Annotated in this window: 16 protein-coding genes and 1 tRNA gene; 5 read left to right on the forward strand and 12 right to left on the reverse strand. The window is 57.5% G+C overall.

Annotated elements, in window-relative coordinates:
• Positions 1-33: 33 nt before the first annotated feature.
• The 6 genes from GOV53_RS11970 to GOV53_RS11995 all read right to left on the reverse strand — a co-directional run bounded on the left by GOV53_RS11970 (position 34) and on the right by GOV53_RS11995 (position 4,909).
• Entirely contained in the window at positions 34-975 is a 942-nt protein-coding gene (locus tag GOV53_RS11970) for a sugar ABC transporter substrate-binding protein (RefSeq protein WP_170427125.1), read from the reverse strand.
• A gap of 124 nt (positions 976-1,099) precedes the next feature.
• Entirely contained in the window at positions 1,100-2,113 is a 1,014-nt protein-coding gene (gene iolG, locus GOV53_RS11975) for an inositol 2-dehydrogenase (protein WP_170466958.1), read from the reverse strand.
• 250 nt (positions 2,114-2,363) lie between these two features.
• Positions 2,364-3,782, reverse strand: coding sequence for a CAP domain-containing protein (locus tag GOV53_RS11980; protein WP_170466960.1), 1,419 nt, complete (start codon positions 3,780-3,782; stop codon positions 2,364-2,366).
• A gap of 240 nt (positions 3,783-4,022) precedes the next feature.
• Positions 4,023-4,099 (reverse strand) — tRNA-Arg (locus GOV53_RS11985).
• A 21-nt stretch (positions 4,100-4,120) separates the two neighbouring features.
• Positions 4,121-4,597, reverse strand: coding sequence for a GNAT family N-acetyltransferase (locus GOV53_RS11990; RefSeq protein WP_170427122.1), 477 nt, complete (start codon positions 4,595-4,597; stop codon positions 4,121-4,123).
• A complete protein-coding gene (locus tag GOV53_RS11995) occupies positions 4,598-4,909 on the reverse strand; it encodes an ETC complex I subunit (RefSeq protein ID WP_170466962.1) in 312 nt (103 codons plus the stop codon). It abuts the gene before it with no gap.
• A gap of 155 nt (positions 4,910-5,064) precedes the next feature.
• On the opposite strand from GOV53_RS11995, the gene GOV53_RS12000 reads away from it, so the two are divergent.
• From GOV53_RS12000 to GOV53_RS12015, 4 genes are all read left to right on the forward strand, one after another.
• A complete protein-coding gene (locus GOV53_RS12000) occupies positions 5,065-5,544 on the forward strand; it encodes an SRPBCC family protein (RefSeq protein ID WP_170466964.1) in 480 nt (159 codons plus the stop codon).
• Positions 5,545-5,624: 80 nt separating this feature from the next.
• Entirely contained in the window at positions 5,625-7,811 is a 2,187-nt protein-coding gene (gene uvrB, locus GOV53_RS12005; RefSeq protein WP_170466966.1) for an excinuclease ABC subunit UvrB, read from the forward strand.
• A 95-nt stretch (positions 7,812-7,906) separates the two neighbouring features.
• On the forward strand, positions 7,907-8,734 hold the full coding sequence (locus tag GOV53_RS12010; RefSeq protein ID WP_254439276.1) for a formate/nitrite transporter family protein: 828 nt from the start codon (positions 7,907-7,909) through the stop codon (positions 8,732-8,734).
• A gap of 110 nt (positions 8,735-8,844) precedes the next feature.
• Entirely contained in the window at positions 8,845-9,552 is a 708-nt protein-coding gene (locus tag GOV53_RS12015) for an ORF6N domain-containing protein (RefSeq protein ID WP_170466968.1), read from the forward strand.
• Here the strand turns inward: GOV53_RS12015 and GOV53_RS12020 are convergent.
• The 3 genes from GOV53_RS12020 to GOV53_RS12030 all read right to left on the reverse strand — a co-directional run bounded on the left by GOV53_RS12020 (position 9,549) and on the right by GOV53_RS12030 (position 10,782).
• Positions 9,549-9,902 carry an MmcQ/YjbR family DNA-binding protein gene (locus GOV53_RS12020; RefSeq protein ID WP_170466970.1) on the reverse strand — a complete coding sequence of 118 codons (354 nt, stop codon included), beginning with the start codon at positions 9,900-9,902 and terminating at the stop codon, positions 9,549-9,551. The two genes, GOV53_RS12015 and GOV53_RS12020, sit on opposite strands and share 4 nt — an antisense overlap.
• A gap of 50 nt (positions 9,903-9,952) precedes the next feature.
• Positions 9,953-10,243 (reverse strand): antibiotic biosynthesis monooxygenase family protein, encoded by a 291-nt coding sequence (locus GOV53_RS12025; RefSeq protein WP_170427115.1) that lies wholly within the window; start codon positions 10,241-10,243, stop codon positions 9,953-9,955.
• Between the two features lie 98 nt (positions 10,244-10,341).
• Positions 10,342-10,782 (reverse strand): excalibur calcium-binding domain-containing protein, encoded by a 441-nt coding sequence (locus GOV53_RS12030; protein WP_170466972.1) that lies wholly within the window; start codon positions 10,780-10,782, stop codon positions 10,342-10,344.
• A 112-nt stretch (positions 10,783-10,894) separates the two neighbouring features.
• On the opposite strand from GOV53_RS12030, the gene GOV53_RS12035 reads away from it, so the two are divergent.
• Positions 10,895-11,386, forward strand: coding sequence for a HugZ family protein (locus GOV53_RS12035; protein WP_170466974.1), 492 nt, complete (start codon positions 10,895-10,897; stop codon positions 11,384-11,386).
• Here the strand turns inward: GOV53_RS12035 and GOV53_RS12040 are convergent.
• The 3 genes from GOV53_RS12040 to GOV53_RS12055 all read right to left on the reverse strand — a co-directional run bounded on the left by GOV53_RS12040 (position 11,383) and on the right by GOV53_RS12055 (position 15,291).
• Positions 11,383-11,790 carry a universal stress protein gene (locus tag GOV53_RS12040; protein WP_170427113.1) on the reverse strand — a complete coding sequence of 136 codons (408 nt, stop codon included), beginning with the start codon at positions 11,788-11,790 and terminating at the stop codon, positions 11,383-11,385. The two genes, GOV53_RS12035 and GOV53_RS12040, sit on opposite strands and share 4 nt — an antisense overlap.
• A 65-nt stretch (positions 11,791-11,855) precedes the next feature.
• Positions 11,856-12,182 (reverse strand): antibiotic biosynthesis monooxygenase family protein, encoded by a 327-nt coding sequence (locus tag GOV53_RS12045; protein WP_170466976.1) that lies wholly within the window; start codon positions 12,180-12,182, stop codon positions 11,856-11,858.
• A gap of 646 nt (positions 12,183-12,828) precedes the next feature.
• Complete coding sequence (locus tag GOV53_RS12055) at positions 12,829-15,291, reverse strand: glycoside hydrolase family 55 protein (RefSeq protein ID WP_254439277.1); 2,463 nt, start codon at positions 15,289-15,291, stop codon at positions 12,829-12,831.
• Positions 15,292-15,422 lie beyond the last annotated feature (131 nt).

The raw sequence follows: 15,422 nt of genomic DNA on the forward strand, positions 1-15,422 counted from the left end.
GACACACGACCGGCGTCCGCACCGTTATGAAGATCAGCGGTATTCGCCCGCGAATTCTTCGATCTTTTCCAACCCGTCTGCGGTCACGAAACCGGGACCCGAGTTGATGTTGTTGCCCGGCAGAACGCCGTAACGGTGGTAGTTGGCCATTACGACAACCGGCAGATAGGCCTGCAGGAAGGGCTGTTGGTCGATACCCCACTGGATCACGCCGCTTTTGATGCCTTTGACGATCTCTCCACCCAGGTCAAAGGTGCCAAAGTAGATGTCACCAGCCATGCCGTTTTCTTCCAGCGCCAGAATGGTCGGGTCAGCCGAGGTCGGGCCGAGCGTCAGAACTGCTTCCGTTTCAGGGTTAGCTGACAGATACGCCAAAACACGGTTCTTGATCTCGGCCGGGTCCTGACCCGCGTCGATCATCTGCTCGCCCAACTCGATACCCAGACCGTCGGCAAAGCCTTGGCAACGTTCCTGGCTGGACGGCTGCACGATGTAGTGGTTCACACACAAGAAAGATCCGATGCCATCGTCTTTGGCGCGTTGGCCTGCAGCGAAACCGGCGTCGTATTCCGGCTGGCCCACATACATCAGCGCGCCAACCTCACGCGCCTTTTCTGGTGTCCCGGTGTTCATGATGATGACGTCGATGCCAGAATCCACAGCCGCCTTGATCGGGCCTTCCAGAATGTCCGGGTCGGCCAGAGTGGTGATGATGCCATTTGGTCCCGAAGCTGCGGCCTGATCGATGATCCGGGCCATGTCTGCCAGGTCACCGGTGGGCGGGTTGCGGTATTCAACCTCAACGCCCATTTGCTCGCCCGCCAAGGCGATGCCGTTTTTGATGGTGTTCCACCAGCTGTCACTGTCCGGGGCGTGGCTGATCAGAATGTACTTCTCGCCCTCCGCTGCCGCGCCAGTGGCACCGGCGAATGCGACGGCGCTGGCCATCAGAACCCCTTTTACGAACGTTTTCATTTCCATTCCTCCCAATAGAACTGTCAATCGTATTGTCTGGGCTTCAGCCCCAGTCATTCGGTCTTGGCCGAATCTCCTCCGCCCCCAAGTGAACCGGGGCTTTGTCCAGTTTCCGTAAATCCGATCATTTTGCAACCGGTTTCAAAACATCACTCATCATCACCGGCGTTCTGGAGCGCGCCGAACGGGTCGCAGCCTCGGCCATCGCCAGTGCTGCGACGCCGTCTTCCAAAGTGACCGGCATATCCGCCCCGGCTTGTACAGCGTCAACAAATGCACTCCATTCTGTCCGGTAAGCAGTCATGTAACGTTCCAGGAAAAAGTAGGTCGGCTTGGCACCGACAACACCATCCGCCGTCGACTTCACCACCGAGTTTTCCAGGATGTTATGCGCCTGAAGCAGCCCCTTTGATCCCAACAGCTCAACCCGCTGGTCATAACCATACACGGCGCGTCTGGAATTCTTGATTACAGCGACCCTGCTATCTGCGTAAGTCATTGTAACAACAGCGGTATCATAGTCCCCCGCCTGACCGATCTCAGGGTCGACAACTGATGTTCCGACGGCCGAAATCATTGTGGGCAACTGCCCCATCAGAAAGTTCGCCATGTCGAAATCGTGGATCATCATATCCCGGAACAAACCGCCCGAGACTTTGACGTAGCTGATAGGTGGCGGGGCCGGGTCGAAAGATGTGATCGATAGAAGTTCCGCCTTGCCGATTTCTCCTGCCTCGAACGAGGCTTTTAGCGCCGAGAAATTGGGATCAAACCGACGGTTGAACCCGACCATAACCGGCTGACCGGTTTCCGATGCGTTTGTCTGACATGTGATAGCCCGATCCAGATCCAGATCGACGGGTTTTTCGCAAAGCACGGCTTTTCCCGCGCGAGTCGCCGCCTCGATGAGGTCGGAATGCGTGTCGGTGGGCGTGGCAATCAGAACCGCATCAATGGACGCATCCGCGATGATGTCATCTGAACTGCGTGTTTCGGCCTGATATTCTTCCGCCAGACTTTCTGCCGCTTCGGGAACAGCATCTGACACCGCAGCCAATACGCTCTTAGGATGCTCACTGATGGCTTGCGCATGTACGCGGCCAATCCGTCCGGCCCCTAACAATCCGATCTTGAGCATGCGGCTTCTCCGAATCCAGTCTTCGCGCGCAGCATGTTTCTCTTTGCAACCGGTTGCAAGTTTTTTTTCATCAACCTGGGAAAGTTGCGAGGGATCGCCTTGTCCTCAGCATCCCTCAGACAGCCCGACAGGCACGCAGCCTGCTCTTGGTTTTGTTGTGTCTTGGGGAAATTGATCGCTGAAGAAAGCCGAAGTCTCCTTCGGCTTTATCGTGCTGTCATTGATTTACTTGCGCCCGCTACACGCCAGATTAAACGGCGTCCGCCTCGACACGGGTAACGGAAAAGACGACATCTTCGAAATCAAAATCCCCGCCACCGGTCAGATCTTCGAATCCAATGATCATCGCCTCACCGCCTCTGGCGATTCCGGACAGCGCGTGTTGCTGATCATCGGCGTTCAGTGTCGCTTTTTCCGAGTGGAAAGTGGTAACGCCCGCCGAATCCCCGTTCACCGTCAGAACAAAGTCGAATTCATCATCCACATCAGCCAAACCGCCGTTGCTGGCGATGAACCCAAGATCGTCGGTATCGGACAAACCTGCCGCCCAAGCCGCCCCATCCTGAACAACGAAGAACCCGAGGCGGTTTCCGTCCGCAAGATTGCTGAGCTCTACCGCTCCGTTGGCTTCTTTGGTGTTGGCAAAGATAAGGCGCACATTTGCAATTTGGCCATTTTCAAGGATGTCATAGACGCCCAGAACATTGTTGAAATCTGCGGTTCCCAGATTGACCATCTCAACGCGGAAATCCGCGGTGCCGTCACCTTCAAGGAAGTCCTTACTGACGATCCCGTTGACCGCGCTGTCCGCAACACGGACTCCGGGCGCAAGGCCCGGCAGGAAATTCGCGTAACTGACGACTGTGTTTCCATCCTTGGTAAAGACAAAAACGTCACCATCCGCCCGACCGTCACCCAGCAGGATCGTCAAATCCGTATCGCCATCGCCGTCTGTGTCAACTTCCAAGTCCGAGTTGCTGTTGAACCGGATATTCGAGCGGCTGACCTCGACCCCTTCGATGACAAGCGATTTGCCAGCTTCAAACCCTGTGACGACATCCCGATCCAACTCTTCCGGGGTTCCGCTGACCGTTTCGGAATCGCCAAAAGACACGGTTTCCAGCGACGATGTCGACCCGGGGCCATCCGCTGGCTCTGTCGGCTCAGGTGCGACGACCACTGGTTCTGAAGGTGTCTCTGATGCACCGCTCGTATCAACCTGCACCGCAGCCGAGGTACGCGCAAAATTCTGAGTGACGATGATTGCGGGAACGCCGCCGAATGAGCCGACTTCAATCCCGATGCCGATATACCTCAGGTTCGGATCAAGAATATTGGCGCGGTGATCGGGGCTGTTCATGAGCGAGTTGTGCAGCCCCACGACGTCGTCCGAGAACCCGGGCTCTCCACGTTGGCTTTGCCAGGCAATGTTTTCAGCGGTCCCCCATGAACCAGACAAAACAAAGCCTGCGTCACGCATACGTTGAGTGGCCGAACTGCCGCCCTCGCCGGTGTGAGAGAAGTTCCCGGTCGCCAGCATCCATTGGCTGTGCTCTTCCGCCGACGCATTCAGACGAAGTTCAAGCGCAAGGGGCTCAAGGCCGCGCGAGGTACGCTCGGCGTTGATCAGTTCTAGCATTTCCCGCTCAAGTGTGCTGGCCTGAGTCATCCCCAACTCTCCATTTTTGCGCATATGTCGAAGCCACGTTGGGCAATAAACGGGCAGATAGCAGTGCAAAAGACTGGACCCGTCTCAATCGGCAAAGTCTTGCCCGTACGCGTAGTCGCTATGGCAATATCTTGCGTAAACCAGGATCAGCTGGGGCAATATCTACGCATTGGAATACGTAACTCATCCAGTCGCCGCCCCGCTGGTATCGCGGTAAGCGCATCCAAATATTGGCGAAAATGGCGATCCCGGAAGGACTCGAACCCTCAACCTGCTGATTAGAAGTCAGCTGCTCTATCCAGTTGAGCTACGGGACCGCTGGGCCCTTCTTGCGGTTTTTAGTTCCGGGGTTCAAGAGCCAAGCGCATAAAGGCGCTGTTCGGATCATCTTCATACCCGAAAATTGGCCCGCAATAGGAATAGCCAAGCCGTTCATAGAGTTTACGGGCCGCCAAATAGTCCGGCAGATGCGCGGCACCGGTCTCGAGAACAAGGGCCTTTGCTCCCTCAGCGCGGGCGACATCGGTTAGGTGATTCATCATTTTGCGCGCCAGACCGCGCCCACGTGCCTGCGCCACGATGTGCACCGATTTCACCTCGACCGTACCATCGGGCAGAGCTTTCAGAGCGCCACAACCAACCGCCTGATCGCCATCGAACATGGCCCAGAACCGAATCCCGTTCCCGGCCAACGCATCAGCATCCATGGTGTGGTTACTTTCCGCAGGCCCGGCTGTTTCACTATGCGCAAAATGAGCCTCTATGACCGGGCGCAGTGCGTCCGCGGTCGGGTCGGCTTCACGGATTTCGATCATTCAGTGTGTCCAGGGCGCGCGCCGATCAGTGGCGAAGTTTTCGCCATAGCCACGCGCGCGCAGGTTGGGTTTGCGCTTGTGCGGCTCACTGACCTGAACCTCGATCCCATTGTCTTTGGCGTAATCCAACGCCTCTTCCCTGGTGTCGAACTTCAGCCGTACCTGAGTTTGCGTGTCATCAGACGACGTCCAACCCATCAGCGGATCGACCTCCCGCGCGGACGCTGGCGCATATTCCAAAACCCACTTGCGGGTCTTGGCCATACCCGAAGTCATCGCATTCCTTGCAGGCTTGTAAATCCGTGCGCGCATGTCGCCTCTCCGTCCTCACTTGGCTGGCAATGTTTATGCGTCAGAGCGCAGGCCGGGACAAGGTGGCAATTGTCGCGGTCACTCAGGCGCCTGATGACAGAAACTGGCACCAGACCCGTTTATGAATCGTAACACCCCATGAAAAGGACACCGACATGATCCACCACGAAAGAAGCCTTAGCATTGACGCCCAGCCCTATGCCGTTTGGGCTATCCTCAGCCGCTTCATGCATATCGATGACTTCGCACCGCAGGTCACCTCGGTCGATGCTTTGACCAAAGGCGAAATCGGCGTCGGATCAAAACGGCGCTGCCACTTCGCAAACGGAACCTCGCTGGTCGAAGAAGTCACCGAGTGGCACATCAACAAGGGGTACCGGGTGCGCCTGTCTGAAATGGCGGCCATGCCGCTGACCGAAGCGTATGCGGCGATTACAATCGAACCCTTGGCCGGCGGCCGCTCGCGTGTGATTTGGAGCATGGACTACCAGATGAAATACGGTCCCTTGGGCTGGCTGATTGGTCAAACGCTTATGAAAGCCATGATAAGCCGCGTTCTGGATGGCAACCTGAAAGCCCTCGCCGACAAGGCACAGGCAGACGAAATCCCGTACATGCAGTTCGCCTATTACTGAAACTGAGTTTCCAAGCCGGATCAGGCCTTGCAGTTGGACAAAATAAGAACAAATGTAAGGGCCAGACCCGGAGCCTGTCCATGCCATACGCCCATTCCGACAAGACGCAACTGACCGCCGAAGACGTCCGCGCGCGCCTGAAACTTGAGGGCGGCAAGCAGTTTGTCATGCACACTGAATTCGCACCCGCAGGGGACCAGCCGACTGCCATCAAAGAACTGGCTGGCGGAGTTATGGACGGGGAACGCGATCAGGTTCTGCTGGGCGCGACCGGCACGGGCAAGACGTTCACCATGGCCAAGGTGATCGAGGAAACGCAGCGCCCCGCCATCATCCTTGCCCCAAACAAAACGCTGGCGGCGCAGCTCTACGGCGAGTTCAAGGGCTTCTTCCCTGAGAACTCGGTCGAATACTTCGTCTCGTACTATGACTACTATCAGCCCGAAGCCTATGTGCCGCGGTCGGACACCTATATCGAGAAAGAATCCCAGATTAACGAACAGATCGACCGGATGCGCCACTCGGCTACCCGGGCGTTGCTGGAGCGCGATGACGTGATCATCGTGGCCTCGGTTTCGTGCATCTACGGTATCGGTTCGGTCGAAACCTACGGTGCGATGACGCAGGACCTGAAGGTGGGCAGCGAGTATGACCAGCGGCAGGTGATGGCCGATCTGGTCGCCCAGCAATACCGCCGCAACGATCAGGCGTTTCAGCGGGGCTCGTTCCGGGTACGGGGCGATTCACTGGAAATATGGCCCGCGCACCTTGAGGACCGCGCGTGGAAATTCTCGTTCTTCGGAGAAGAGCTGGAACAGATCACCGAATTCGACCCCCTGACCGGCGAACGCGCCGCGACGATGGAACAGGTTCGAGTATATGCGAACTCGCACTACGTGACGCCGAAACCGACAATGCAGCAGGCGATCATCGGGATCAAAAAGGAATTGCGCATCCGGCTGGATCAACTGGTCGGCGAAGGCAAATTGCTGGAGGCGCAACGGCTGGAACAGCGGACCAACTTCGATCTTGAGATGCTCGAGGCCACCGGCGTCTGCAATGGGATCGAGAACTATTCTCGCTATCTGACAGGTCGCGCGCCGGGTGAACCACCCCCGACCCTGTTCGAATTCATCCCCGACAACGCCATCGTCTTTGCCGACGAATCCCATGTCAGCGTCCCGCAAATCGGCGGCATGTACCGGGGCGACTATCGGCGCAAGTTCACGCTGGCCGAACACGGGTTCCGCCTGCCGTCCTGCATGGATAACCGCCCCCTGAAGTTCGAGGAATGGGACGCCATGCGCCCGCAATCCGTCTTCGTCTCGGCGACGCCTGCGAAGTGGGAGATCGAACAGACCGGCGGCGTCTTCACCGAACAGGTGATCCGCCCCACGGGCCTCTTGGACCCCGAGGTCGAAATCCGTCCCGTCTCCATGCAGGTGGACGATCTGCTGGACGAGGTGCGCAAAGTGGCCGCTGATGGCTATCGCACGCTGGTCACCACGCTGACCAAACGCATGGCTGAGGATCTGACCGAATACCTGCACGAACAGGGTATCAAGGTGCGCTACATGCACTCGGATATCGACACGCTGGAACGGATCGAAATCCTGCGCGACCTTCGCTTAGGGGCCTTCGACGTGCTGGTCGGCATCAACCTGCTGCGCGAGGGTCTCGACATCCCCGAATGCGGGCTGGTCGCGATTCTGGACGCAGATAAAGAGGGCTTCCTGAGGTCTGAGACTTCGCTGATCCAGACCATCGGCCGCGCTGCGCGAAACGCCGATGGCCGGGTGATCATGTATGCCGACAAGATCACCGGCTCGATGGAACGCGCGCTAAACGAAACCAACCGCCGCCGCTCCAGACAGATCGCCTATAACGAAGAGCACGGCATCACGCCTGAGACGGTGAAGAAGAATGTCGAGGACGTTCTGGCCGGTCTCTACGAAGGCGACGTCGACATGAACCGCGTCACCGCCACCATCGACAAACCGATGCACGGCGCCAACCTCGAGGCCCATCTGGACGGCCTGCGCGAGCAAATGCGCAAAGCCGCCGAGAACCTGGAATTCGAAGAGGCCGCCAACATCCGCGATGAAATCAAACGTCTGGAAGCGGTCGATCTGGCCGTCGCCGACGACCCCATGGCGCGCCAATGGGCGGTCGAGAAAGCCTCGGAAGACGCGGTGAAATCGCGCGGGCGATCAACGGCTGGGCGTCCGGGGCAGCGGGGTGGGAACGTGAAGAGAAGGAAGCGATAGGACAAAAGTGGCTGTCGAGATCAAGTTAGCAGTTTAGTTGGCACAAGCCTTGGGCTGAACCTCTGTACTTCGTCGTGTGGCCTTGATCCGGATCAATGTCGAAACATGAATATGTTGGCAGTGTGCGACGTATGAAGGCTCACAATCCAACCGGCGTAGACGCTTACAAACCTGCACAGATTGCAGAACTGGTTGAAACATCTGGTGTCGCAAAGGCACATCTTTCCATCGTTCAAACGCTGACACTTGCAATACTCGCAGGTGTCTTCATCGGCTTCGGCGGGGCCGCCTACACTATGGTTATGACCGGCGTAGATCCCGGATTTGGGCCAGCCCGGTTTCTTGGTGGGGTGGTGTTTTCTCTGGGCCTGATCCTTGTGGTCGTTGGTGGGGCGGAACTGTTCACCGGAAACGCGCTGATGACCATCGCGGCGGTGGACCGAAAAATCTCGATGCGTGACCTTTTGAGGAACTGGGGATTCGTGTATCTTGGGAATTTAGTCGGAGCCGTCGCACTAGTCCTGGCTTGCGCTGCAAGCGGTTTGCTGGAAGGACCAATGGGGGCCACTGCTGCAGCGATCGCAAATGGCAAGATTGATCTCTCTCCAACGCAAGCCTTTGTACGAGGCATTCTGTGCAACGCCTTAGTGTGCCTTGCCGTCTGGCTGAGCTTCGCCGCCAGATCGGTCGTGGGAAAGGTCATGGCAATACTCTGGCCAATTGCGGCGTTTGTTCTGTTGGGTCTCGAACACTCGATCGCAAATATGTACCTGCTGCCTCAGGGTGCACTAGCAGGTGCCGAACTCGGTTGGGGCGCCACCATCAGCAACCTTTTTTGGGTGACAGTCGGCAATGTAGTCGGAGGCGCGGGCGGTGTCGCCCTCGCCTATCGACTTGCCTATTTGGGCAAGGCAAGCGGCTGACACTACCTCAAGTCCTGTCTCGATCGACAAAATCCATACACTACAAGGTTGCAGCGCAGCCCTCTCTCCTCCACGTTCGCAATCACAGATTGTGATTCCAAACGGCTGATATGACGAAACCCAACACCCTGCCCAGCACGCATGAGGTCCAAAGAGCAATTCAACGGGTGCGTGGTACCCGCGTGGTACTGGCCGAGGATTTGGCTCAGTTCTACGGAAAATCCGTCAGCGCCTTCAATCAGGCGGTCTCGCGCAACAAGGACCTGTTCGAGGGCTACCGCTTTCAGCTGACCGATGCCGAGGTCGCCGATTTGCAATCACAGAATGTGATCTCAAAACCCAAGGGCCGCGGTGGGCGGCGGGTCAATCCTTGGGTCTATACGGATTACGGCGTGGCCATCGCCTCGGCCCTGTTCAAGGACCCGCGCGCGATCAGGATTACCCGGATGATCACCGAAGCCTTTGTCGACGGCGCGAATGCTCTGGCCGAGACCCCGCGCAGCGTGCCGGAAATCCTGCCGCCCGAAGGAGCCCCCGCCCCGCTGCTGCCCAATGGCGAGCAGTTGCGGGCTTTGGCCGAAAACATCCTCGATTCCGGGCAGCAGAGCCTTGTCGATTACATCGCCAACCCCACCACCAAGCGACAACAGGCGGTGGCGGTGATCATGAAGACGCTGGCCGAGACCGCAGGCGAGGAGGTGCGAACCCAGCAGGAACGCCTGCGCCTGCGCATCGCCGAGCGTTTGGCCACGGGCGACTATACCGACGATGACGACCGGAAAGGCTTGTTGGAACTTTTGCAGGCAATGAAGAGTTAAACGCCCAGTTCAGCCCGTAGCTTTTTGGTCAGCTTGGCCACAACCAAATCATAAGACGTCAAGATATGCTCGCGCAGCGAGGTGTCGCTCATCCCGCGTTCCTCGTAGACTTGCAGCCATTTCATCCCCCGCGACGCCAGGTACGGCGCTGGGCGGATGCCGGGTTCATCGCCCAGCACCTCAAAGGCCAGATCGGTGGCCTTGAAGGTGAACGCATCCGCACCATCATTCCAGCCGCAAATCGCAAAGACCTTGCCACCCACTTTCCACACGTCCGCATTGCCCCACTGCACGACGTGGCTGGTGGCCTTGAGGCTGGCGCAAAAGCTGTTGAACTCATCACGGGTCATCGCCCCAACTTTGGCGATTGGCCGGGGTTTGGCAAGCGCTGGGCGGCGCTTTATCCTTTGTCCCAGTGCACCACCACGTCGAACCCTGCCGGCGCGGGCGGGCCTTCGAGGAATTCAGCGAACTGGCCCCAAAGCTCTGTCACTTTGGGGGCGTTGGCGTTGGAAAGTTCTTCGCTTTGGACCACCGCAACAACAAAGCCACTGCCATCTTCGTTCATGACGTTGGTAAAGCTGTGCATGCCTTCCATGCCCATGATCTGGTCTTTCAGCTCATTCATCCTGGCCTCGGCCGCATCGCGCATGCCGGGCTTCATTTTGAACTGTGTAATACGTGCGAACATGACTTCTCCTCCCTCGCTGGGCGAAATCCCCGATGACCGCCGGACCGGCGTGACGGGCGCAGTCTACCACACTCTGTCAGATTCCCCGATCAGCCTGTTCAGGGCCGCACGAATTTGGCCGTACCAAGCTGCCGCGATTGTGGAGCCTCGGGTCGTAGGGGCGATTGCAGAGCCTCGGCTGATTGGGGCGTCGCGGTGATCGGGGCTATTGTGCCGCAGGCAACCCCATCCCCATCCGCATCGTTGCGCGCGTGATAGCCCGGCTCGCCCTTTCGGTACGGGCCCGGTATCAATGAACCAGCCGTGTCGCAACTCACCATCGCGATAAGGTGGAGCAGCGCCTCGTGGCTTTCGAATTCAGAGGTCCGCAGGTACACAGCGACCGTAATCGCCGCAGTGGTCGCTGGCAGCATGAGAACCATCAGAACAATGCGCACGGGCGACAGCGCCCGCCTGCGTAGTGCGTCCGCACGGCGATGACGTGCTGAGGTTCTTGAGGTTTTTTGCGGATTGTCCTGATTGGGCTCATTATGTTCCATGCATGAAGCCTTAGATCGAATTTATGGCAAAACCGAGACCCGCCCCCGTCGTACCTTGGCCAATAGGCATATAGGGTCAGGCCGGAAATCAGTTGTGACGGCAAATACGCAGATGACAAAGACCGACCCCTATCGTCCCGTTGACGAAACAGCCAGACAAATGGCCCGAAATCTGATCGAGGAGGCAAGCTATGGTGCGCTCGCCGTGTTGCGCCCGGATAGCTCGTTGCCGTCCGTTTCACGCGTGGCTCTGGCGACGGACGATGACGGCCTGCCGATCACGTTGATCTCAACTCTTTCCGATCACACACGAGCATTGCAGGCCAATCCGGACTGTGCCCTTTTGGTCGGGGAACCCGGTGAAACCGGCGATCCGCTGACGCATCCGCGACTGACATTGCACGCCACCGCCCGGTTCGTTGCGCGCGGGACCAGAGAGCACGATGCACTGCGCACGCGCTATCTGAGCTTGCGTCCGAAGGCAAAGCTCTACGCGGATTTTACCGATTTCGGCTTTGTCCGGTTTTCTGTGTCCGATGCCGTACTAAATGGCGGATTTGGCAAGGCATGGCGCCTTGCCCCGACTGATATATGGCCCGCTTAACGCACCACATGAACAGCGCAGGCCGCATGGCGCACCACATGGTTTGCTGTTGAGCCCAACAGCAAATCCTGCATCCCCGGGCGGTGAGATGCCAGAATGATCAGGTCAGGCTTATGCTCATCAGCCCAATCCAGAATGGTTCGGCCCGAGTGGCCCTCCACCAACACACCTTTGGCGTTGGGCAGCTTTTCCGCCAGAGCGTCCAACTCGGTCTGTAGGGCCTTGCGCGCCTCGGACAGATATTCAGGCGGCATGTAGGAAATGGCATAGTTCGGAATGTGCTCGACAACGTGCAGCAGGGTGACCTGCGCATCTGGCGTCGAAAGCACTTGGGCCAGTTTCAACGGTCCAGAGATGTCTCGTTCGGCATCAAAGGAAATTGGGACAAGAATGTTGTGATACATGACGCGCACCTCCGTTTTCACACCTAAAACCTGCACCAGGTCAGACGGTTAGGCATTGATCCAGATCACGCTCCGCCAAATGTCTCGGCCACGTCATACATGACGGGCTCAAAGCTTTTGCACAGCTCGTTGATCTTGCGATTACGGTCCCGCATCTCTGGGGTTCGCAGCATGGCCAGAAAATCTTCACGGCTTTGCCACTGCGAATAGTTGGCGATCCGGGTCTGAGCATCATTCACATGAAGACCTGCAGACACAAAACCGGGTTGTTTCGAGATAAACTCGGCATAGGCATCCGTCAGCGCCTCCAACAAGTCCTGACAGGTGCCGGGCGTCATTTCAAAGGTTGTGATGACAGTCTGTACGCTTGCGTCTTTGGCAATGTTCGGCATCTGGATTCTCCTTTGTCTCGCCTAAGCTTAACATAGGTTGCCCAAAGGTCTCGCCTTTCCTTCACCTGTCCACGAATTGCGAAGGACAGCAAAATCCTAACGATCCGTTAACCATGCTCGCGGATGCTGCGCGCATGCGATGGGTTTCTTTCCTCCTTGTATGGCTGCTGGCGGTCTCCCCCGCCTGGTCTGGTGCGTGGTTGCGCGACAAAGGCAGTGCCTTTGTGTCGGCAGCCGTAACCGCCTTTGCAGACCAGAGCCACGGCTACGACTTCAAGGGCTCGCTTTACGCGGAATATGGGTTGCGGGAAAACCTGACCCTTGGGCTGGATATCGAGCAGAACCGCGAAATTTACGGCCACGCGCTGATTTTTGCGCGTCTGCCCGTTGCGGATTTCGGAAACGCTGGCCGCTTTGCTGCTGAATTAGCGGTTGGCGCGCATCACCAACAGATCCGTGCCTGGGCGGTGTACAAGGCCACCCTGTCCTATGGAAAAGGGTTTCAGACCGGTTGGGTCAGTGGCTGGGTCGCAATTGACGCCGCGCTAGAGTACCGAACGCATGACGCCCTGTATCGCAAGTTGGATCTGACGGTTGGCTTGTCCTCTGCACGATTGATCAACCCGCTTTTGCAGATCGAGACCGCCTACCGCAGCGACCGCCCTTTGCATTGGAGGATAAGACCCTCGATCATGATCCGTGCAAAGGACAGCCCGAGGACTTGGGTTCTGGGTGTGGAGCGCAGTGATGCCCGCAAGAACACGGGCATCAGATTGGCGCTTTGGAACACGTTCTGAATCACTGGCAGGGGTAGCCCCGCTCGGTTATCCATACGCATCATGGTCGAAACCGAACCGCTTAGAGGCAAGGGCCAGCGCAACTGAATGTTGTCCCGGTTTGCCCCCTGCTCCAACTCGACATAGGGTGTCGCGTGTACGATCTGCGCGCCTGCGTTTTTCAACGGACCCAAGACGGCAACCGCATCACAGCCCCGCGCTTTACCGCCAAAGGGCAGACGGCCGCCAGCAGAGATTGACCAAACCGATGATGCCGAGTTTTGCGAGCTTCGGATCCGCAACGGGTTTTCGACCTTTGCGTTGATACCGTTGAACGTATTGTCCTCGAAAATCACGTTCAGATGCGCCGAATGGTTCAGATCGGCAAAGCTGGTGTCGACACGTTCGGCCCGGTCGATACGGCCACTGCTAGAACGGAATTTGTTCCCCGTCACAACGACTCCGTTCAGGTAATGCCCCGCACCATGAGGTCGAATAACGATCTGACTGAACCAAGGTGCGACTTCATTTGCATAGAAAATGTTGTCCGAGATCGTCATCGAGCTGAACGAATAGCCGCTGGTATAGACGGGATTCGCGTCGCGTTCGTTCGTCCACTCTACAAAACAGTTATCGACGTAATTCTCGGAAATAGTCGAACTGTTGTAGGTCCCGATCATGATCAGTCCGGCACTGCGGACACCCTGCGGGATGCGGTCGCCCTGAAAGAAGTGGTTGCCAAGCACGAGGTTGTTTGTCCCCGCCAGTACAGCAAAATGAAGGAACCGCACCGCGCGATTGTGGCGCAACTTGATATCGTTGGCACTGGCGTTCAACGCGATGGACTTACGATCAGGCACGTTCAGGGATTCTTCGGTCGACAGGAACTGGCAATTATCGATCAACATGCCCTGACACCCGGTTCCGTGCGAGGTGATACCACGGTCCTTGGGACGGCTGATAAAGCAATTCGTCACCGCAAACGTGCTGCCGGAAGGTGCAAGCCGGATTGCGCTGCATCGACCGTTGCACTGGAACTCGATCTCTTCCATGCCAAACTTGCGCAACGTACTGAACCCGCTGAAATCAAGAAGGTATTTGAAAGACTGAAAGGTGAAAGTCTGCGTACCTGACGCATCAAAAATCGGATCGTTCAGCGTGATTTCACCCGCCCCGACATCTTTGGACCGGACGTAGATTTCGCGTCCCACACCGTTGCCCTGGACCAGCGCGCCAACCGGGATGTTGGCAATGTTTTCGACATTGGTCAGCTTGGTGGCGTCAGACGGGTTGTACGTCGCGACCGAGGTGAAAGTCTCGGTATCCCAGGCCGCGCTGCTTTTGACATCAAACTGCCCGTTGCGGATCACGCGCCGGGTCGAAAAACCGCCTTGCCGGTTCGGAACCGCAGCCGCCATGTCAATCGGTGCCGTGACCGAAATTTTCCGACCACCCATATCCAGCGATTCATGATCAGAGTTGTTCAGCAGGGCTTGGAACGCTTTTTTGAACGCCAGCTCTTCGTCTCCAAACGCCGAGATATAGGCTGGAAGGTCGAAATTCTTGGTCAGCAACAGCATCTTGTCGTCGGGCATGGTGATCGTGCCCTCAAAATCCATCTCGGATGCCATCGAGGTGTTCTGCGCCAGAAGATATGTGCCTTTGGGAACATAGATCCGACGTCCGCTGGCCGCCTGATCAGCTGCTTCGAAAGCGGCGGAGTCGTCCACAACGCCATCGCCAATCGCCCCATAATCCCGCACATCGACTGTGCTGATCATTTCGCGCAGGAAGATACTGGTCGCGTCTGTGATCTGGATATCGTCTACGCGTATGACCGCGCCATTCGCACCATCGATGTTCAGTCCAAAATGACCATAAAGCGCAGCGACGCCCCACGGCATATCGACGCCGGATCGTTTACCAGTGCCAACAATCGCCGTGATTTCGTGCACTTTGCCGTAACCTGACAATTGGGTCGCCGGGCCCTGATCGATCACACCCGTTACCTGCTGATCGCCCGCACCACCAGCCCAGGCGGCAATACGCACCTGCGGCAAGGGTCCACTGATCGCCTTGACCCGAGCCTTGATCTGCAGGTAGCAGCCGGGGATCAGAGGCGTTTGGCCCATGTAGCGCAGCTTTTGCGTGGCCTGCACCTTCAGAATTTCCAGACAACCGCCGAAATCCGGGTCTGCAGGAACAAATGCCCCAACGCCAGAGCCTTCGTAAATCGGCGAACCCGGAGTACCGTCGCCTCTGGACCAGACGTTCAGACCATTTGCAAAAGCAGCTGGCATAAAGACGATTCCGTCGGTGATTGCCTTGTTCATAGAAATCCCTTTCCCAATCGCGCGCCGCAGATCGCCACGCGCACAAACCCAGTGTCCGGGGCTGCCCGAACGCAGAGGCCTGAGTAAAGAAAAGGGATTAACCGCCGCTCATATCACCGTGACGGTGGTGT

Source organism: Ruegeria arenilitoris (genome assembly GCF_013035315.1).
Classification (GTDB): domain Bacteria; phylum Pseudomonadota; class Alphaproteobacteria; order Rhodobacterales; family Rhodobacteraceae; genus Ruegeria; species Ruegeria arenilitoris_D.